Source organism: Thalassobacillus devorans, assembly GCF_011761345.1.
In the GTDB taxonomy this organism is placed as follows: domain Bacteria; phylum Bacillota; class Bacilli; order Bacillales; family Halobacillaceae; genus Thalassobacillus; species Thalassobacillus devorans.
On sequence record NZ_JAASRY010000004.1, the window covers coordinates 261900 to 282258 of the forward strand.

Annotated in this window: 18 protein-coding genes and 2 tRNA genes; all 20 read right to left on the reverse strand. The window is 40.4% G+C overall.

All coding sequences use genetic code 11. From position 1 onward, the window contains the following. Positions 1 to 30 precede the first annotated feature (30 nt). Entirely contained in the window at positions 31 to 696 is a 666-nt protein-coding gene (locus tag FHS45_RS14480; protein ID WP_371872043.1) for an amino acid ABC transporter permease, read from the reverse strand. Between the two features lie 102 nt (positions 697 to 798). Next, positions 799 to 1611 (reverse strand): transporter substrate-binding domain-containing protein, encoded by an 813-nt coding sequence (locus FHS45_RS14485; RefSeq protein WP_062447089.1) that lies wholly within the window; start codon positions 1609 to 1611, stop codon positions 799 to 801. A gap of 299 nt (positions 1612 to 1910) precedes the next feature. Then, positions 1911 to 2495: a ribosome biogenesis GTP-binding protein YihA/YsxC gene (gene yihA / locus FHS45_RS14490; protein ID WP_062447091.1), complete on the reverse strand. Its 585-nt coding sequence runs from the start codon at positions 2493 to 2495 to the stop codon at positions 1911 to 1913. After that, positions 2482 to 4815 carry an endopeptidase La gene (gene lon / locus FHS45_RS14495; RefSeq protein WP_062447093.1) on the reverse strand — a complete coding sequence of 778 codons (2334 nt, stop codon included), beginning with the start codon at positions 4813 to 4815 and terminating at the stop codon, positions 2482 to 2484. The genes yihA and lon overlap by 14 nt, the downstream gene beginning before the upstream one ends. Before the next feature lie 256 nt (positions 4816 to 5071). Continuing rightward, a complete protein-coding gene (gene clpX, locus FHS45_RS14500; protein WP_062447095.1) occupies positions 5072 to 6349 on the reverse strand; it encodes an ATP-dependent protease ATP-binding subunit ClpX in 1278 nt (425 codons plus the stop codon). Between the two features lie 374 nt (positions 6350 to 6723). After that, positions 6724 to 8010 carry a trigger factor gene (tig, locus tag FHS45_RS14505; protein WP_062447097.1) on the reverse strand — a complete coding sequence of 429 codons (1287 nt, stop codon included), beginning with the start codon at positions 8008 to 8010 and terminating at the stop codon, positions 6724 to 6726. A 162-nt stretch (positions 8011 to 8172) separates the two neighbouring features. Beyond that, on the reverse strand, positions 8173 to 9153 hold the full coding sequence (locus tag FHS45_RS14510; RefSeq protein ID WP_062447099.1) for a tetratricopeptide repeat protein: 981 nt from the start codon (positions 9151 to 9153) through the stop codon (positions 8173 to 8175). A gap of 187 nt (positions 9154 to 9340) precedes the next feature. Next, positions 9341 to 9417 (reverse strand) — tRNA-Arg (locus tag FHS45_RS14515). A gap of 237 nt (positions 9418 to 9654) precedes the next feature. Next, a tRNA-Gly gene (locus tag FHS45_RS14520) sits at positions 9655 to 9725 on the reverse strand. 262 nt (positions 9726 to 9987) lie between these two features. After that, the gene (locus tag FHS45_RS14525; RefSeq protein WP_062447101.1) at positions 9988 to 10512 is read right to left on the reverse strand and encodes a metallophosphoesterase; all 525 of its coding nucleotides are present in this window, start codon (positions 10510 to 10512) and stop codon (positions 9988 to 9990) included. A 14-nt stretch (positions 10513 to 10526) separates the two neighbouring features. Then, entirely contained in the window at positions 10527 to 11123 is a 597-nt protein-coding gene (locus FHS45_RS14530) for an XTP/dITP diphosphatase (RefSeq protein ID WP_062447104.1), read from the reverse strand. Further along, positions 11120 to 11881: a ribonuclease PH gene (rph, locus tag FHS45_RS14535; RefSeq protein WP_062447106.1), complete on the reverse strand. Its 762-nt coding sequence runs from the start codon at positions 11879 to 11881 to the stop codon at positions 11120 to 11122. Before rph ends, FHS45_RS14530 begins: the two co-directional genes overlap by 4 nt. Positions 11882 to 12077: 196 nt before the next feature. Beyond that, positions 12078 to 13166, reverse strand: a complete 1089-nt coding sequence (locus tag FHS45_RS14540; protein ID WP_082412094.1) for a GerMN domain-containing protein — start codon at positions 13164 to 13166, stop codon at positions 12078 to 12080. Positions 13167 to 13365: 199 nt separating this feature from the next. After that, positions 13366 to 14169, reverse strand: a complete 804-nt coding sequence (gene racE, locus FHS45_RS14545; protein WP_062447108.1) for a glutamate racemase — start codon at positions 14167 to 14169, stop codon at positions 13366 to 13368. 30 nt (positions 14170 to 14199) lie between these two features. After that, complete coding sequence (locus tag FHS45_RS14550; protein WP_082412150.1) at positions 14200 to 14613, reverse strand: MarR family winged helix-turn-helix transcriptional regulator; 414 nt, start codon at positions 14611 to 14613, stop codon at positions 14200 to 14202. Between the two features lie 1011 nt (positions 14614 to 15624). Then, a complete protein-coding gene (locus FHS45_RS14555) occupies positions 15625 to 15849 on the reverse strand; it encodes a helix-turn-helix domain-containing protein (protein WP_028783382.1) in 225 nt (74 codons plus the stop codon). A gap of 91 nt (positions 15850 to 15940) precedes the next feature. Beyond that, entirely contained in the window at positions 15941 to 16594 is a 654-nt protein-coding gene (locus FHS45_RS14560; protein WP_062447111.1) for a response regulator transcription factor, read from the reverse strand. Beyond that, positions 16591 to 18921 carry an ATP-binding protein gene (locus tag FHS45_RS14565; RefSeq protein ID WP_062447113.1) on the reverse strand — a complete coding sequence of 777 codons (2331 nt, stop codon included), beginning with the start codon at positions 18919 to 18921 and terminating at the stop codon, positions 16591 to 16593. Before FHS45_RS14565 ends, FHS45_RS14560 begins: the two co-directional genes overlap by 4 nt. A gap of 121 nt (positions 18922 to 19042) precedes the next feature. Continuing rightward, a complete protein-coding gene (locus FHS45_RS14570) occupies positions 19043 to 19504 on the reverse strand; it encodes an acyl-CoA thioesterase (protein WP_062447116.1) in 462 nt (153 codons plus the stop codon). 90 nt (positions 19505 to 19594) lie between these two features. Further along, a complete protein-coding gene (gene sdhB / locus FHS45_RS14575) occupies positions 19595 to 20359 on the reverse strand; it encodes a succinate dehydrogenase iron-sulfur subunit (RefSeq protein ID WP_062447118.1) in 765 nt (254 codons plus the stop codon).

Here is a 20359-nt window from a genome sequence, read left to right on the forward strand (position 1 = left end):
AGCTTCAGACACGCTATTGTTCCTCCTCTATTAATCACTTGCCGCCATTTTCTTTTCAACGAATGATACCAGTAAAGTCAACAGGAAGACTAGAATCAAGTAGTAGACCGCACTTACCAGCAGCCAAGTCATATAATCAAATGTATTTGCCCCCATTGTTGTTGCAGCCCCAAAGATCTCAGTCAAACCGATAAATGCCGCAAGAGAAGAGTCCTTCAAACCGATAATAAACTGGTTACCTAAAGGGGGTAAGGCTCGGCGAAATGCCTGTGGCAAAATAATTCTTTTCATTGTCTGGGAACGGTTCATCCCAAGCGATCTGCCGGCTTCATTCTGACCCTTACCGATGGATTGTATCGATCCCCGGAATATCTCTGCAATATATGCCCCATTATGGAAGGCCAACCCTAACGTCGCAGACCAAAACCCTGAAATCATAGCTATTTCAGTGAGCCCGTAATAAAACACGAATATTTGTACAATCAATGGCGTTCCACGTACAATAAATATATAAAAGTTCGCAATCCATTCCAATACTTTAATATTTGAGATTTTTAATAAAGCAAAGAATAAACCAATAAAAATAGCAATAAATATAGAGATAGCCGTAAGCTTCAGCGTCAGCCATGCGGCTTCAGCAAAAAGACTGCGGCTTTCAATCAATGCTTCACCGAATTTGATGATGTTCAAATACAAAACGTTCAGCTCCTCCTAGTGTATAAAAACTTGCTTCAACCATATTAAATGTTTCTTACCGTGTAAAAAGAGCACGCTAGGCGTGCTCCTCTATTGATTTTTTCATTCTGGTTCCGTAGTAATATCTTCTCCGAAATATTCTTCACTGATTTCTGTAAGCGTTCCATCTTCCCTAAGTTTATCGATCGCATCATTCACAGCTTGTAAAAGCTCTTCGTTATCTTTAGCAACAGCTACAGCCTGTTCACTGCGCTCAATCATCTCTTTACCTTCAATATTCAAGCCTTTACCAATCGCCTCTTTTCCAGTTAAAAAGTCTGTGATGACAGCATCATGTCGTCCTTTGTCCAACGATTGTAAGGCTACAACATCACTATCATAGCTCTGTACTTTATCTGTCACCTGGTTGGCGAACTCAACATAAGTAGAACCTTTTGAAACGGCAATCTCTTTACCTTCTAAGTCATCAAGTGATTCTACATCACTATCTGGACGCACAAATACTTGGGCACCTGAATAGTAATAAGGGGTGGAGAAATCTACTTCCTCTTGACGTTCAGGAGTGATTGTGTGGCTGGCTACAGCGGCATCGAAACGACCGGTTTTGACACCTTCTACAATCGAAGCAAACTTGAATTTCTGCTGGTTAGGTTCTAAACCTAACTCCTCGGCAATTGCATTGCCGACGTCTATATCAAAACCTTCCATTTCACCGGAAGCAGAGGTGGTACTGAATGGATTGAACTCTCCTGACGCAGCAAATGTGAACTTGCCATCTTCCACTAAATTGTATTCGCTTCCGCCTTGAGAATCTGAATTCTGATCTTCTGTAGATTCTTCCGATTCACTCGAACCACAGGCGGCTAGCAGAAGAATCATTATTACACTTAATAAAGATATGGATAATTTTTTCATATTCCCAAATTCCTCTCTTCTATAATTTCTTTTTTCGCACACTTCATCATAACAATCGGTCTGACTTTTCTCAAAATTCAAATTCTGCTATTATACAGCACAAAGTATACTTAGCCTTGCAAGATCAGCACATCCGGTGATTTTTCATAGTATTTCCACCAAATGCTTCTTTATGTAATTAAGCATCCAAGTAAATAATACCCGTTTTATATCACGAGTAAAACTGCTTTTTCTGTTTTACAAAATTTTAAAAAATACCCGGCTGCCTACCAGGCAGTCGGGTAAACTTTCAATCTTTATCAGTTCAGATGGGCCAGCATCGCTTTCCAGGCTTTGTCTTTTCCTTCACCAGTCTCAGATGAAAAAGGAATGATGACATCTTCATCTTCAATATCTAAGGTCTCCCTTACAATCTTGACATGCTTTTCCCGTTTCCCTTTAGGTATCTTATCAAGCTTGGTTGCGATAATTAGTACAGGCAGTTCAAAATACTTTAGATAATCATACATCATGATATCATCTTCCGTAGGCTTATGACGTATATCGATTATCAGTGCAGTAGCGCGTAAGTTTTCCCTTTCTGCGAAGTACTCCTCCATCATGTCTCCCCATTTTTTTCGTTCTTTTTTGGAAACTTTCGCATATCCGTATCCTGGGACATCAACAAAATAGAACTTTTCATTGATCTTATAAAAATTCAATGTCTGGGTCTTTCCCGGCTTAGAGGACGTACGGGCAAGGCTTTTCCGCTGTATCATCTTATTGATGAATGATGACTTACCGACATTCGATCGGCCAGCTAATGCAATTTCCGGCAAATAATCAGCAGGATATTGCTTTTTACTGACTGCACTGATGACTAATTCTGCATCATTTACTTTCATGATTATCCCCCATCAACGCATGCTCCAGCACTTCATCCAAGTGTTTAACAGGCACATATTCTAAGTCAGTACGTACACTTTCCGGAATGTCCTCCAGATCTTTCTCATTGTCTGCTGGTATAATGATTTTTCGGAGTCCTGCACGGTGAGCACTCAGGGATTTTTCCTTTAGACCCCCGATTGGTAAGACACGACCACGAAGCGTTATTTCCCCGGTCATACCCACTTCTTTTCTCACGGGTCGTCCCGTCAATGCAGAAACAAGAGCCGTAGCCATGGTTATCCCTGCGGATGGTCCATCCTTCGGTGTCGCTCCTTCAGGAACATGAATATGAATATCATTTTTTTCAACAAAATCAACATCGATTTTTAATTCTTCTGCTCGGGATCGGATATAACTGAATGCGGCCTGTGCCGACTCCTTCATGACATCGCCAAGCTTACCTGTTAACGTCAACTTTCCTTTACCGGGATAGATGGATACTTCGATTGCCAACGTATCTCCCCCAGCAGATGTGTAGGCAAGTCCTGTAGCAGTTCCTACCTGGTCTTCCTCCTCTGCCTGTCCATATCGGTATTTCGGCCGGCCAAGCAGCTCTTCCAGAAGTTTTTCCGTAACCACTACCCGCTTCTTTTCACCTGCCACAATAATTTTGGCAGACTTACGACAAATAGATGCAAGCTCTCGTTCCAGGTTACGGACTCCAGCTTCACGAGTATAAGTCCTGATCAATTTCAATAATGCTTCTTCACGGAATTGTACCTGCCCTTTTGTCAAACCATTTTCTTTGATCTGTTTCGGTAATAGGTGTTCCTTTGCGATATGAAGCTTTTCCACTTCCGTGTAGCCTGCAATTGTTATTACTTCCATCCTGTCCAGTAATGGACCAGGTATAGCACTCATATTGTTGGCTGTGGCAACGAACATGACCTTGGATAAGTCATAGCTTTCTTCAATAAAATGATCACTGAAGGTGCTATTCTGTTCGGGATCCAGCACTTCCAGCATCGCTGCAGATGGGTCCCCACGAAAATCACTTGCCATTTTATCGATTTCATCCAGCAGAAAGACTGGATTGATTGATTCTGCACGTTTCATTCCCTGGATGATCCTGCCTGGCATTGCACCGATATAAGTACGCCTATGGCCGCGGATTTCAGCATCATCACGGATTCCACCCAAGGAAACACGTACAAAATTTCGGTTGACTGCTCTTGCAATTGATTTAGCCAGTGAAGTTTTTCCTACCCCTGGTGGCCCTACTAAGCAAAGAATCGGCCCCTTAATCGATTGAGTTAATTGCTGTACAGCTAAGTATTCTAATACACGCTCTTTAACTTTTTCGAGTCCATAATGATCTTCATCCAGAATACGTTGAGCATTGTGGATTTCCAAATTATCTTCTGTCTCCGTATTCCACGGAAGAGACACAAGCCACTCAATATAATTGCGGATTACCGAACTTTCCGCAGAACTCTGCGGGACTTTTTCATATCGTCCCAATTCTTTGAAGGCTACTTCTTCTACTCGTTCAGGCATATTTGCTTCTTGAATCTTTTCACGGAGCTCTGCCACCTCTCCGCTTTTTCCATCTTTATCACCAAGTTCACTTTGGATAGCTTTCATTTGCTCACGTAAATAATATTCTTTTTGTGTTTTTTCCATGGATCGTTTAACCCGCTGGCCAATCTTCTTCTCTATCTGTAGTACTTCTTTTTCATTACTGATCTGTTCAATCAGATGCTGAAGTCGCTTCTTAACATCAACTGTTTCAAGGACCGCTTGTTTTTCCTTTAATTTCAAAGGTAAGTGGGAAGCTACCATGTCGGCCAGATGGCCAGGTTCATCGATATCTGCCACCGTATCCAGGGTTTCTTTACTGATCTTTTTAGAAATTTTGATATATTGTTCAAAATGTTGCAGAAGTGTGCGCATGAGCGCTTCTTCCTCATTTTTGTTATCGTGCTCGTCTTCATACTTCTCTACTTCAACCATGAAATATTCCTCGTCATCCGAGAAATTACTTATTTTAGCTCGTACTAACCCCTCTACCAGAACCCGATTGGTTCCATTAGGAAGTTTGACCATCTGTTTAACTTTGGCGATGGTTCCAAATTGATAAATATCTTCCTGGGAGGGGTCATCAATATTCATTTCTTTTTGCGAAGCTAAAAATATTTCATTATCCTTCATCATCGCTTGTTCTAAAGCTTTAACTGATTTATCTCGTCCAACATCCAGATGCAGGACCATTGAGGGATAGACGAGCAGCCCTCTTAAGGGCAGGAGGGGAATCTGTTTTCTTTGATTTACTGTCATTATGTGCGCACCTCCAAATGGATTAGCTGTTCCGTACTTTCATCCTATTAAATCGTACGTTTCATGTAAAATAATCGATGCCTTTCGGGTATTGCCATACTGATTTTAGTGTTACCTATGTAGTACATTTAATCCTTGCCTTCCTTAAGTCATAGTGCCCCCAAAAAAGGCAGGAAGGAAAGGAAGGCCGCGCTACAGTCTGTTTGCAGCGCGGCCTGACCCTAAGCTCATTCGCTTTGTGGAAATTCACTCAGTCTTAAGCACTTTCTTTTGGTGATTCTTTATTATCATCTTGTACAGTACCGTCAGTCAAAACTAACTTCGGCTTCCCATCTTCATTCAATACGGTTTCTTTCGTAATGATACATTTTTCAATATCATCACGGGAAGGCAATTCGTACATGACATCTAACATGATATTTTCAATAATGGAGCGAAGACCCCTGGCACCAGTTTTTCTTTCAATTGCTTTTCTGGCAATTTCCCTGAGCGCATCTTCCTCAAATTCCAGCTCGACGTCATCAATTTGCAGAAGCTTTTGGTACTGTTTAACCAAGGCATTTTTTGGCTGTGTCAGTATTTCAACTAATGCGTCTTCATCTAGCGGAAGCAGACTTCCGATTACCGGTAGACGACCGATAAATTCTGGAATTAACCCATAACGAAGAAGGTCTTCCGGCAGAATTTTAGATAGCAGCTGACCTTTATCCAGCTCTTCATTAGTATCTTCAGAACCGAAGCCGATTACTTTCTTGCCTAGACGGCGTTTGATGATTTGGTCGATACCGTCAAAGGCTCCACCTACAATGAACAACACGTTGGTTGTATCGATTTGTATGAATTCCTGATGCGGATGTTTTCTGCCGCCTTGTGGGGGCACACTAGCTGTCGTACCTTCCAGGATCTTAAGCAATGCCTGCTGTACACCTTCACCAGAAACATCTCGTGTGATTGAAGGATTTTCTGACTTACGGGCTACCTTATCGATTTCATCAATATAAATGATACCTTTTTCGGCTTTTTCTACATCATAATCAGCAGCCTGAATCAATTTTAGAAGGATATTCTCTACATCCTCCCCGACGTAACCCGCCTCTGTTAAGGATGTCGCATCTGCAATGGCAAACGGAACATTCAGGATTCGTGCTAATGTTTGGGCCAGTAATGTCTTACCGCTACCTGTCGGACCAATCATACAAATATTACTTTTCGCCAATTCTACTTCATCATTTTTAGGCGAGGCATTCACACGCTTATAATGGTTATAAACGGCAACTGACAAATTTTTCTTTGCCTGATCCTGACCGATTACATAATCATTTAATATTTCACGGATTTCCTGAGGCTTAGGGACCTCTTTGAATTCTACTTCTTCTTCATTTCCTAGTTCTTCTTCCACTATTTCCGTGCATAATTCGATACATTCATCACATATATAAACTCCTGGGCCAGCGACAAGTTTACGAACCTGTTCTTGGCTTTTCCCACAGAATGAACACTTCAATTGTCCTTTTTCATCATTAAATTTAAACATCCAATTCACCCCTTATTTATATCAGCCAAAAAATCTATACTCAATTCGGTCACACCAATTGCAAAGTTTCTTTAGCCTATCATAACAAATATAAGTTGGCAGACAAAGCAAAACACTAATTGACGACCTATTTTGAAGTTACATTCGTCAACCTCATTATGTAGATTTGTAAGTAATAAGTCAAACAATAGAATAAACTGATTTTCGACAAAAAACAGCACCTGAATACATTCTTAAGATGGTTGTTAAATCATATGTATACGCAACGTTTATTTGTCTTCCCCTTTTACCACTAGTCTATCTTTGAGTAAAGCAATATATACATTTATATGAGAAAACAAGGCACGTTTTCCGCGCCTTGTTTTAGTTAAAGATTATTTCGTTTTACTATTCTCGGCCAGAACATCAATTGCCTTGCGGACTTTTAAATCCTCTTTGATCATATCAGTGTTTCCGCCAAGCATTTGTGTAAGGTTGGCGACATCTGTTTGATACATAGAAGCCATTGTTTCCAACTCAGCATTGACATCCTCATCAGTAACTTCAATGTTTTCTGCATTTGCGATAGCTTCTAGTGTCAAATTTGTTTTGACACGCTTTTCAGCGTCCTCTTTCATTTGTTCACGAAGACCATCTTCATCAGAACCTGTAAATTGGAAGTACATGTCTTTCGTCATGCCTTGCATTTGTAGTCGTTGCTCGAACTCCTGGATCATACGATCAAGCTCAGTATCTACCATTGCAGATGGAACTTCCACGCTAGCATTTTCAGAAGCCTGTTGCACTAGGGAATCTTTTTTGTTATTTTCAGCGTCTGTTTTCTTCTGTTCTTCCAGGCGTTCACGAGTTTTCTTTTTCAACTCATCAAGGGATTCAACTTCTTCATCAACATCTTTTGCGAATTCATCATCAAGTTCCGGAAGTTCTTTCCCTTTAACTTCATGAATTTTAACCTTGAAAGTCGCTGCTTTACCAGCAAGTTCTTCGGCATGGTATTCCTCAGGGAAAGTCACTTCTACATCGACTTCTTCTCCTGCCTTTTTACCTTGCAACTGTTCTTCAAACCCTGGGATGAAGCTGCCAGAACCAATCTCTAGAGAATAGTTATCTGCCTGTCCGCCTTCGAAAGCTTCACCATCAACAAAGCCTTCAAAATCCATAACAACAGTGTCGCCTTCTTCTACTTCTCCATCTTCTTTGACGACAAGTTCAGCTTGCTTTTCTTGTAATGTTTTTAACTCATTATCAACATCTTCATCTGTTACTTCCGTATCCATTTCTTCCACTTCAAGTCCTTTGTAGTCGCCAAGTTCTATTTCTGGCTTTACAGTAACTTCAGCAGTAAATGTAACACCTTTGCCTTTTTCAATTTCCTGAACATCTACTTCCGGACGATCAACAGGCTCGATTTCAGTTTCTTGTACAGCGTTCATGTAAGCTTCCGGAAGAACAATATCCAAAGCATCTTGATACAGTGATTCTACACCAAAGCGTTGTTCAAATAGTTTACGTGGCATTTTCCCTTTTCGGAATCCTGGCACTTGAACTTGTTTTACTACTTTCTTGAACGCTTGATCTAACGCACGATCAAATTCTTCGGCTGGGACTTCTACTGTAAGGACCCCTTGGTTACCTTCTTTTTTTTCCCATTTTGCTGACATAAAAAATTCCCTCCAACATCTATGATTTCCTTTCGCCTTAGGCGATTTTCTTCATGTTCTCTGATTCTATTTACATACGAATCTAAATTTGCAACCACTACATTATAACATAAAAGAAACACCTTTCAACATATGTATCCTATCCGGGAAAGATTTTCATTATTACTCTTCCATAATAAGGGTGTAATGCTGCTCGCATAAGAGAATCTCTTGTTTATATTTTTCAACTTCTTCCGCATTTTCCACCTCTGGAACCGGGATCTGTAAATACTCATGCCCCAGCTGCCTCAAAGCTGCTACTATCTGAGGCGCTTCCTCCTCGGTTGGAAATAAAGGATAGCGTACAAACAAATACCGATAAAGAAGGTTCTGTACAATATCATACATGGTAGGATTCTTTTGTTCCATATCACCCAACCTCATTTTCAGTTGTTGCATGACATAATCCGAATGCAGTTCCTTCAATTGGGCTGGATTTACTCTCTCCGTCAGTCCGAACTTGGATATTTCTAAATTAATATCAACCTGATGCTCCTGAAACCATTGAATGATCCCTGTTTTAATTATAGGGTGTACTTCCTTAGACTTAAGAAGTTCAGTAAACGGTTGGATATAAGGAGCTGCGCTTAACTTTCGCAGCTTAATGATTGATCGCCATTGCTTATGTATGTCTTCATTACTTAAACCTTCAAAGAATTCATCTACTAACTTATTGTTCTGCTGTTCATCATCTTCTTTTACAAGCTTCCTGCTAACTTCATATAACTGCCAAAACTGGGTCCGCATTTTCTGTGGCATATCTTCTTCTTGAAAAATTTCATCCAACAGCCCTACTAACTCTTCATATCGGCTCGTTTGAAATAGAATTGTTAAATAAATATGTAAGTATTGATAATAATTTTCCAAGTCATGTTTCATGAGATATTCGCATAGTTCTTCAGCAGGTTCATATTTTCCAAGCTCCATTAAACTTACTAACTTGCCTGTAATGACATCATGTGATGCTACATCGTGTTCGAACAGAGGCTCAAATGTTTTCAATGCTTCTTCATACCGTTTTTCCTGTATTGCCTTTAACCCCTCATTCTCCAGTCTGGTCTTCCATTTGGGGAACATGACGATATTCCCTTTTTTCTTTTTCATAGGACACCCTTCCTAATCGCTCTATGTATTATTCTCTATTATCTTTCTATCTTTTCCCGACTTCAAGTAAAACAAACATTTATTTTGAAAAATTCAAGAAGGGAGATATCGGAATACTCTAAAGGAACTTTAATTGTTGACCAAATTAAAAAAAGCCTTGGGTTTACCCAACGCTGTTTACATGAAATGGCGTCCCAGGAGAGATTCGAACTCCCGACCCACGGCTTAGAAGGCCGTTGCTCTATCCTACTGAGCTACTGGGACGTTTAATAAAAATTAATGACTGTACCTATGAAGTTGTAGTTTAACTCCGTCGTCCCGATTCTCTGGGAAATTTCAAGGAAGTAATTGAATCGGTACGCTGATGTTTCCCTTCGCAGCTTACTCGGACGTGCTCTATCCTACTGAGCTACTGGGATGTTTAATAAAAATTAATGACTGTACCTATGAAGTTGTAGTTTAACTCCGTCGTCCTGATTTTCCAGTAAAGTTTTTCAGAAGAGCGGGTGATGGGAATCGAACCCACATCATCAGCTTGGAAGGCTGAGGTTTTACCACTAAACTACACCCGCACGTTAGTATGTTATTTCCTTATTTTTTGTTTACGAACTGTCATGCCTCTTCCTCTGCCAGCTTATTCAGTGAAGTGGTATCTGTCGAGGCAACTCGAAGATTATTCGGTGGATGCTTTGCTCGTGGCTGAGGTTTTACCACTAAACTACACCCGTGCATTATTAGAAAAATTTGTTCTCTTTTTTATGTACTCTCTTTAAGAGACAAGACCTATTATATTAACTCTCTATTACTTTGTCAACACCTAAATGGGTCAGAGTACTAGACCTCTGACCGCAGTGTTGTTTGGAGCTTTAAATCGACAGGCTTGTGTTTCATATTATAATATTGCAGCTCAAACACCCGATTATCATTCCAGCTCAAAATCGCATAAGTTGGCTCCCTGTGATCCCTTGGCTGTCTGCAACTGCCAGGGTTGATAAACAACCGGTTTTCCACTTTTTCTGCTCCAGCCATATGGGAGTGGCCAAAACATACCACATCTGCTCCCAATTCTTCGGCACGATAATTCAATGGCATCAAAGTAGATTTAATATTAAATAGATGGCCATGGGTTACGAAAAAGGTAACTCCCTCAATCGTAAACGCTTGCTCCTCTTCCATTCCAGAGTCAAAGTCGACATTGCCTTTTGCGTAATAGAACCCCTCCAGCTCTTTGTCATGAAGGTTAAGTTCTGAATCCCCACAATGTATCATCCCATCTACCTGATGTGCATATTTTTCTTTAATTTCTTTTACTTCATCAGTCAATCCGTGGCTGTCACTTAAAATTAATACACTTGGCATAGGACACTCTCCTCTCAGACAAGTTCTTTCAGCCATTGCTCCACTTTATCAATCGCATTCCTGCGATGACTGATAGCATTTTTTTCATCAGCTGTAAGTTGAGCCATCGTTTGATCATAACCATCCGGTACAAATATCGGATCATAGCCAAAACCATGACTTCCTTCAGGTTTTTTTGCAATCTTTCCTTCACAGGTTCCTCTTTTGATGATTGCTTCTTTGCCAGGTTGAATGATTGCGATGCAGCATACAAAACGGGCTGTTCGCTCTGAGTACCCTGTCTCTTCTAATTCCTTCAAAACTTTTTCTAAGTTCTTCTGGTCATTTTTCTCTTCACCAGCATAGCGAGCTGAATATACACCAGGTCTTCCCTGTAGAGCGTCCACTTCCAAACCTGAATCATCTGCAAGTACAGGTACATCATAAGCTTTTGAAATTGCCTCAGCTTTAATGGCAGCATTCTCTTCAAAGGTGGCGCCGTCTTCTACGATATCCCCTGACCAATCCGGTAAATCATGCAATGATTTAAGCTCAATTCCATATATCTTGAACATTTCTCTGAACTCTTTCACTTTTCCATTGTTTTTAGTAGCAACAATTAGTTCTTTCATTTTTTATCACTTGCTACTGCTTTATCTACTTGATCTGCATAGGAGCCGATCGCTTCTTTTTGAATGCTGAAAATTCGTTCCATTCCTTTTTGAGCCAGTTCCAGCATCTTTTGAAGTTCAGACACCGAAAAAGTCGCTTCTTCTCCAGTCCCCTGCAATTCAACAAACTCTCCATTACCAGTCATGACTACATTCATGTCCACATGCGCCTTACTGTCTTCTTCATAACATAGATCCAGAATTTCTGTGCCGTCTGGAAGTACCCCGACAGATATTGCTGCTAAGTAATCTTTTATCGGCATCTCTTTCAGAACCTTTTTATCCAGCAGTTTGCCAAAAGCAAGGACAACCGCTACAAAGGCACCGGTAATCGATGCAGTCCTGGTACCCCCATCTGCCTGGATGACATCACAATCAACCCACACGGTACGCTCTCCAATTTTATCCAAGTCTACCACTGCCCTTAATGCTCTACCGATCAAACGCTGAATTTCCATTGTTCTTCCTGAAACCTTCCCTTTAGAGGACTCACGGATATTTCTTTGATCCGTAGCTCGTGGGAGCATTGCATATTCTGCGGTAATCCATCCTTTACCTTGCCCACGCATAAAAGGGGGGACACGATCTTCCACACTTGCATTACATATCACTTTTGTGTTTCCTACACTTATTAATACAGACCCTTCCGGGTGCATCACATATTCGGTTTCTATTTGAATTGGTCGAAGCTGATCTGTGTTTCTTTCATCCGCTCTCACTATAACGTCCTCCTTTATCCATATCCTTGCCCATCTTAACACAATTTATCAGAAAAGCGTAGCTTGGGAAAAAGCTCTGTAAACATTAATAAAGCCAGTCCAGATCGGCATTATTAATGTTGAAATTCTATTTGTATATGCTTTGTTATTCCTTTTTCAGCATACAAAAAGCCCCTGATTCGGGGCTTTTCAATAGTTATAAACTATCTGCACCAGTGATATCATTTATAGTCACTGGCTCTGCGTATGGGACACCATCTTCACTATATACTTGTTCTACCCCATCTACGTGTACCTCTACAGCTTCCACTCCTTGCTGGTCTGTAAGTGTCATTACCAGGCTCTTCATCACATGTTCCGAGACCGATTGTTTTTCTTGATTGGATAGGAGTGCTTCGTTAAATGACAGGGATAGCACCCCATTTTCAAAGCTTGTCTCCAGCAGTTCAGCTTCCTCGTTAAACGCTGTCAGTAATGGAAGGTCAAAGGAAGGCCCTTCCACCAGAGCTTGTACGATAGATTCATAAGAATCGTTGTCACTTGTATTCAAATGGGTAGTTACAGGTACATAATAGAAGTCCTGATTCTCATTTTGAGCAGGATAGTAAAGCGTTACAGCTTTACTATCCACCACATCCGCATCTTCACTTGCGTATATGTTAATACCATCCGCTCTCGAGACACCCGAGGAGATAGGAGTGCCTTTCACAGGCATAACTTCCTGCTCATGCCCATTGATCCAAAGCTTTATCCGTTCTACGTTTTCAAATTGCGTCAGTGTATAAGTCATCGCCTGAAGAATCTTTTGCTCATCTTCCGGGGCATATTCTGCAAACTCTTTGGATACATCTACGATCATCGTTCCATCTTCTTTAAGGTTCAACCCTAATATCTCTGTCCCTGCAGGCAGTACTGCTTCAAATCCGTTAGGAAGTAATTCAGTGACTGGACCGCCTTTTACGAGGTATTCTAAGGATTGAGTAGCTACCTCTTTCGATGAAATATTAGGCAACTCCAAGGTTTGAGAAACTACCATACCATTGGCGTCTAATAAGTAAAGTTGACGAGTTGAGGTACCGGTAGCCTCCTCGTTAGCTTCGCTATTTGTATCGTCAACCGAATCTTCGGTAGTCTTATCAGCTGCTTCATCGGTTTGATCTACGTAGTCTACGTCCTGGGGTGCATCCATTTTTTCTATGGACTGCTCGCCTTCAAAAAAACATCCTGTCAGTAATAGCGTGGTCGACAGGCCGATTACCAGTGATCCAATAACACGCATTTTCATGCTTTCCCCTCCTATGATGGTTTGTACTATTATGTATACGAGCTTGTGGGAAAATTAGACCAAAGAAGATTCACATTAAAAAACTTGGATTGTTCGTAAGTTGTTATAACAAAATTCCTCCTTAGCGATTGCTAAATTACCATTTTCATATAAAAAATACCGCCCAGGCAGAATGCTGAGCGGTATCTAACATATAATTTCAATCAATGATGACAGGTTTTAAATACTCAATCGGTTCCTCAAACCATATATTGGCAACTTTTTCGAATTTTTCCAGGTCGCCGGTGGTGTAAAACTCATGTTGCGGCTTATCATCTCCGTTAAAAGTAAGCTTCTGATAAGCTAATATCAAACTGACTTCACGTGCAGTTTCTTCCCCAGAGCATATGACTTGGATTTTTTCACCCATTTCTTTTTGAATCAAATGTCTGATCAAGGGATAGTGGGTGCAACCTAAAATTAGAGTATCGATTCCATTATTAGCCTTTAGAGGGTGAAGTGAATTTTTCACGGTTTCTTCTGCCAATCCACCTTCTAAAATACCATCTTCCACCATAGGAACAAACGCCGGGCAAGCAAGGCCTTTTACTACAATCGACTTATCAATTCCATGCAGGGCTTTTGTGTATGCCTGACTGCTTATGGTTCCTTCTGTTCCTATTACTCCTATCCGCTTATTCTGGCTCACTTTGATGGCCGCTCTTGCACCAGGTTGAATGACTCCGATAACGGGAATTTCCAGCTCTTCTTGAAGTTCTTCCAATGTAAAGGCAGTAGCTGTATTACAGGCTACCACTAATAATTTTATATCTTTTCTTAGTAGATGATTGACCATTTGCCAGGTGAATTCTATTACTTCTTCTCTAGTCCGGGGTCCATACGGACAACGCTTTGTGTCTCCTAAATAAATCAGCTGCTCATTAGGCAGCTGTCTCATCAATTCTCTTGCAACCGTTAATCCCCCTACACCGGAATCAATCACACCAATAGCTTTTCGTTGCACATTCCTTCCTCCTCATTCTATGTTGTCTGATCACTCTGTCTCTTGGTCTTCGGAATGGAGCATTTGATCATGAAGCATGTGCAACAACTGGTTCAATGTTTCAACTTGTTCTGCTGGAACATCCTTTAAAACACCTTCCAGATAAGCCTGTCGTTTTTCAATGACTTCATGAATAATTGCTGTCCCTTTCGATAATACATGAATTCTGACCACTCGCCTATCTTTCGGATCCCTTACCCGCTCCACCAGCGTATTTTTCTCCATCCGATCAACAAGGTCGGTGGTGGTGCTGCACGCCAGGTTTAGGCAAGAGGAAAGCTCGCCAATGGTCATATCCCCTTTCTCCAGCAGCCACTGCAAAGCCAGAAACTGTGGGGCAGTTATCGGGTAATGGTTTAATATCTCCCGGCCTTTTTGCTTAATGATACCCGATATGTATCTCATTTCTTTTTCAATTTCAGAAATTACTGTAGTAGTTTCAGTGTTTGCCAAATACACGCACTCCTCAAAGAATAAGCTTTTCCTTCATTCTCGTCGTTTCCTTACAAAATTTCAAGAAAGAAATCTGTAACAGGTAATGACCTTATAATAATAGATCAAAAAAAGTTTTGCCGCCAGTCAAGCCTATACGTTTTTACATTTCAAAGAGGATAGCTCTGTGAAACGCTACTGATCATTTACCATCAGTGACTTATTCAACAAAAGGGCCGAAAAGTCGAAGACTTGACTTCGAGATAATTTGGGTCCGTTGCCGAATCAGGAGTAAGGGCGGCTGGGAAACAGTTCGCTTTCCAGCTTCATCGCCTAGACACTCGCGACATAAGCAGTCCATCAACGGGAAGAAAGACCACTTCCCTTTTGCTGTTCTGCTTATGCGTGTCGTGTCTCCCAAGGCGATTACGCATTCATTTCTTTCCTGTGGAGAGCCGCCGAGCCTCCTCGGTCGTTTCACTCCCTGCGGGGTCTCGTCTGGATCCTTCTCCCACGGGAGTCTCACCGTTTCCCTGCCGCCTTATCCGTTTTTGAATAACGGACCATTTATAAAGATGAAGATGTCTTCAACATTTTCTCTTTATTGACCAAGGATACAGCTAGTAGGCCATTTTTCAGAAGGACTCTTACTAAGTTTGAAGTTATTTAGTGATGTTTCCGCTTCTCTCATACACGCAAGGAGGTACGGGAAATTGCGACTCTCCGATGGGAGAATAGTACATGGTGAGATCTCGCCGAGGAAGCTCACCGTACGCCCATGGAAAGCGAGTAATTTCCAGGCCCTCCAAACCGTTACTACCGTAACGGAAAACAAATATATCTTGAAACTGAGTCTTCAGTAAAAGGGAGCTTTAATGGAACAACAACACGGGGGTTGAGCAGAGCCGAGAGATAAAAAAAGAATCACAAAAAACTTGTGATTCTTGAAGGAACGGCAGTAATTAAACCGTCAATTAAAGTGAACTAAAGTTTTAATTCCCCCATCCTCAACAGCTCAATGACCGCTTGCGATCGCCCCTTGACACCCAATTTTTGCATGGCATTTGAAATATGGTTGCGGACAGTCTTTTCAGAGATAAATAGTTCCTTTGCTATTTCTTTTGTGGTTTTATCTTGGACAAGGAGCTCAAAGACTTCTTTTTCACGTTTCGTCAAAATTTGTTTTGGTCTGTAGTCGTTCTCCTTCAAATGTGTACCCCTCCTTGCTCTTTGAGCTGCACTGAGAGGGAATTATTTAGTCATAATATCGTATGAAGAGAGATTGACTGCTGTTCCGTTTCTATGAAGATTTAGAAATTAATCCTAATTCTTGGGCTTGTAACAAAGCTTCTGTACGTGATCTGACATTCAATTTATTGAATATTCCTGTTAATGTATACTCCACACTCCGTTGAGACATGTGAAGCTTTTGCGCTATTTCACGGTTAGTCAACCCTGCTGCAATTTCCTGCAAGATCGACTGTTCTTTTTCATTTAAAGATATATCTGTAACTACCGGTGAGTCAATTTGATTACTCGGGCAAGCTTCTGTGCGTCGCAATTGCTTAAATAAATGAAGCGGGATAACAACTTCATCACGTAAAGCACACCGAATAACAGTGATTAGTTCTTCCTTACTGGCAGTCTTGCTTACGAAACCGGAAATGTCAGCTTCTACGAGCATATTAAAGTGAGTACTTAAATCAAAACCCGTATAAATCAAAATCACCAAGTCTGGATAATTTTGTCTCACTTTCTTCGCTAACTCGATCCCATTCAAACCCGGCATATATAAATCAAATAAAAGCACATCATAATTATATTTCTCTATATATTTTTTCGTATCCTCACTGTTGGAGATTACATCCACTTGTATATCTTCCTCTTGTTGGAGCATAGCTTTTGTTCCTTCTCCAACAGCGGGATGATCATCGACAATCAAAACTCTGCTCATATCATAACCCCCTTCTGTACGGTGACTTGCGGAATAGTTACCTCCATATGGAAGCCTGCTCCTGGTGCGGTTTCAACATTCATTTTCCCATATAGACCATTAACTCTTTGTTCGATTCCAGAGAGACCGAAATGGGAAAACAAATCTTTTTGGATGGAATAATCCATCCCGATACCATTATCTGAATAGTACAGATGTATCTGATTGCCATCATTGAAGAGACGCAATTTAACGACTTTAGCTTCTGAATGTTTCATGGCATTGGATAATAACTCCTGAACAATTCTGTAAATCGCAAGAATTCTTTCCTGGTCTAATTCCACGTTAAAGTATTGATCATCGAAATAAACAGTGAAGTTAGAACGTAATTGATATTGCTGAATGAGATTACGCAATGATTGAACCAAGCCTAACTCTTCTATGAAGGCCGGGCGTAGTTCATTACAAGTTTCCCGAGTTAAATGAATGCTATCAAGCAGAGATTCCTTAAACATCATAAGCTCAGCTTTCAGTGAATCATTTGCAAACGGACGATTTTGCAACAAATCATCCACTTTTCTATATAAATATAATTGCTCCTGTAACACAGTATCGTGGATATCAATCGATAATTGTTTTCTTTGATTCTCTGCAATCGTGAAGAGCAAACGTGATAGCCAGGTTGGATATTGCTGGTTGTGATCATCATTTTTTAATTCTTTTAATTCTTTTACCAGATCTTCGATTAATGCCAAATTTTCAAGAGCGATATTTGTGTTATGAGCAACTGTCTGCAGGTAAGTTTTTTCATCACGGTTCAATGTCGTAAAGTCTTTTTTCCCCGTACACCAGATCATTGTTACTTTGTGAAGGGAGTGCCCTACTACAATGCCAAAGCCTTCTTCTGTTTCAATTAACTTTCCAATCTCTGAGTGTGACTCTTGTAAAGCCGTTGTAACATGCTTGAGCAGATGTTCTGGCACTTCCCTATAGACGCAATATAATTGCGATTTTAGATGTTTTGAATAAACATATACTTCTTTAACATTCAGGACATTTTTAAGCTCGTAGCGTAATCGTTTCAATAAATCCACTACGTTCGTTTCTTTTTTCATGTCCTGAGACATCCGATGCATACTATCCTGATAACTATATTTAGCCGCAATCAGCCTCCGTTGCAGTCTAAAATCTAATGTTTCTTTAATCATCAAAAATAAAATAAGCACAATATGAATGAATAGGTAAAGCTGAGCAAGTTTGATCGCGGGAAATATCGACTCAAGCATAAAGGAGCCAACTACTAAAATGAGTATGCTTGGCAAAAAACTGATGACAGTATAATACCTAAGTCTTCCCATGACAAATGTGATATCCATCAACCGTTGTCTTGTTACCATATAAACAAAAGTAATCGGCAACGCAAAAGCAAAAGTTGCAGCAACATCCAATGGGATAATTTGCTGGCCAAAAACTAAGCTTGGAATCAAATAAAAAAAGATGTACGGGAGAAATGCCACACTCATACCTAAATTAATGTACTTAAACATCGGGCCGTATGGAGTGGTCTTATATTTGTAATACCCTGTTAAAGTTAATCCAAGTGAAAAAATAATCAGAAAAAATAATAAAACATTCGGAAGCCGATCCATAAACCTTGGGTAATGAAGGGTTAGTAGAAAGTACGCTTCAGCTGCCGAAACAACACTGACAATAACATATAGGATAAAATAAATATACTTAGAAAACCATTTAACCGAGAATTCTTGAAAATAGGCATATAAAAAATGAATTAAAATTACAGGAGCAAAGAGAAATAGCGTAACATTAAGAAAAGTAGCGTATAAGTCATTTCGAATAGCTCCACTATTCGTCATTAACCCCAAGGCAATGGTCATAAAGAATAAAATGAGCAAATTTGAGGAATAACGAGACTTCTTGCGATTATATAACGTATAAGCAATAGCCACTATAATTATAAAAAAGAGGACAGGCATCAGGATATATAAAAGCCAATGCTGAAGACTTAATCCTTCTATATTATTAAATTGGACTCTTTCACCTTCATATTCGATAGTAAGTGTTTGGATTTTTTCAATTTCTCCGTTCAATAATACAGTATAATGCTGAAGTGGAGCTTTATCGTTTATGGCCGTAACTTTACTTCCTAATGGCAGGTCATTTCTAATAGCCCAGCCTTGTTTTTCCAAAGCTGCTACTTTAACTTCTCCCGCTTGTTCTTCTGTCTCTATGCCTATATAAGGATAAGCCAGGGAGACATATAGCAAATAAAAGGCAGACAATAGAAAAAATAACCCTATAACAACACTTCTTTTATTAATTATCCCCAAGATGCTCCCCCCTTGAAATTCTTTCCACAGTCTACTTTTTAAACATATAATTTCACAAAAAGAAGCCAGCAACTAGTCGCTGACTCTTTTATTATACAGAATAATTGAAGATTATCGACTGTTAAAAACAAGCAGTAGATTCGGTTGCAAGTTTATGTTTGAAATCGTCACCCAGTGGCACTGGTTTACCGGTTGATGAATCGACTTGCACGATCCTCCCTCTTCCAGTCAAAGCAGTTTCCCCTTCTTCCGTGAGCGCTAAATAATGTAGATCGTAAGAAGTATTTCCTATTTGTTCAGCCTTCACAAATATTTTCAGGATATCATCAAAATAAAGTTGACGATGGAAGTCACATTGTAGATCAGCAACCACAGGCACAACTTTTGGTTCTTTGACTTTATTGAGAGAGAGCCCTAATTGTTTCATGAATTCAATACGTGCTTCTTCAAAATATACAAAGGGCACAGTATTATTCATATGACCAAATTGATCGGTTTCAGAAAACCTGATACGAACATCAATATTAAATTTAAACCCCGCTGTCCACTTATCTATATCATCGATATACGCTGGCGTTTTCATTCTTCCTGCCCCCTTAATTCCCATCTGCCTATGTAACAAAAGAGCCTCTCCGTGATAGGCGAGGCTCTTTTGCATTGGATAAGCTTAAAATTATAGCTTATTATCGCTCCCGAAGAAGCTTTTGAAGGATTCAATAGCTGTGTCACGATAGATTGCAGCTAAGGATGTAGTCAATGGGATACCTTTCGGGCAAGACTGCACACAGTTTTGCGCATTCCCGCAACCCATGATTCCGCCATCTCCCATGACAGTTTCCAGCCGTTCGCTTTTATTCATTTCCCCTGTCGGATGTGAATTGAACAAACGAACTTGAGAAATAGCTGCCGGCCCAATAAAATCTGATTTACTATTCACGTTTGGACATGCTTCCAGGCAAACACCACATGTCATACACTTAGATAATTCGTATGCCCATTGGCGCTTGCTCTCCGCCATTCGAGGACCAGGTCCTAAATCATAAGTTCCATCAATTGGCACCCATGCTTTGACACGCTTCAAAGAATCAAACATTCTGCTGCGGTCCACAGCCAAGTCCCTGGTAATTGGGAATGTACTCATTGGAGCAAGGCGAATCGGCTGTTCCAGCTGATCGACTAATGCTGTACAGGATTGGCGTGCTTTTCCATTGATAATCATGGAGCAAGCACCACACACTTCCTCAAGGCAGTTCATATCCCAAAATACTGGTGTTGTTGCCTCCCCTTTGGCATTAACAGGATTTCGCCGAATTTCCATTAATGCAGAAATGACATTCATATTTTCGCGGTATGGAACTTCGAATGTTTCTTCATACGGGGCAGATTCAGGACTGTCTTGTCGTTCGATAATGAGTGTAATTTTTTTCTCTTCACTCAT

Coding starts and splice junctions, on each gene's coding strand:
- FHS45_RS14485 (WP_062447089.1), bottom strand. CDS start 1,611: ATGAAAAAATTATCCATATCTTTATTAAGTGTAATAATGATTCTTCTG.
- yihA (WP_062447091.1), bottom strand. CDS start 2,495: ATGAAAGTAAATGATGCAGAATTAGTCATCAGTGCAGTCAGTAAAAAG.
- lon (WP_062447093.1), bottom strand. CDS start 4,815: ATGACAGTAAATCAAAGAAAACAGATTCCCCTCCTGCCCTTAAGAGGG.
- clpX (WP_062447095.1), bottom strand. CDS start 6,349: ATGTTTAAATTTAATGATGAAAAAGGACAATTGAAGTGTTCATTCTGT.
- tig (WP_062447097.1), bottom strand. CDS start 8,010: ATGTCAGCAAAATGGGAAAAAAAAGAAGGTAACCAAGGGGTCCTTACA.
- FHS45_RS14510 (WP_062447099.1), bottom strand. CDS start 9,153: ATGAAAAAGAAAAAAGGGAATATCGTCATGTTCCCCAAATGGAAGACC.
- FHS45_RS14525 (WP_062447101.1), bottom strand. CDS start 10,512: ATGCCAAGTGTATTAATTTTAAGTGACAGCCACGGATTGACTGATGAA.
- FHS45_RS14530 (WP_062447104.1), bottom strand. CDS start 11,123: ATGAAAGAACTAATTGTTGCTACTAAAAACAATGGAAAAGTGAAAGAG.
- FHS45_RS14540 (WP_082412094.1), bottom strand. CDS start 13,166: ATGAAAATGCGTGTTATTGGATCACTGGTAATCGGCCTGTCGACCACG.
- FHS45_RS14550 (WP_082412150.1), bottom strand. CDS start 14,613: ATGAGATACATATCGGGTATCATTAAGCAAAAAGGCCGGGAGATATTA.
- FHS45_RS14560 (WP_062447111.1), bottom strand. CDS start 16,594: ATGAGCAGAGTTTTGATTGTCGATGATCATCCCGCTGTTGGAGAAGGA.
- FHS45_RS14570 (WP_062447116.1), bottom strand. CDS start 19,504: ATGAAAACGCCAGCGTATATCGATGATATAGATAAGTGGACAGCGGGG.
- sdhB (WP_062447118.1), bottom strand. CDS start 20,359: ATGAGTGAAGAGAAAAAAATTACACTCATTATCGAACGACAAGACAGT.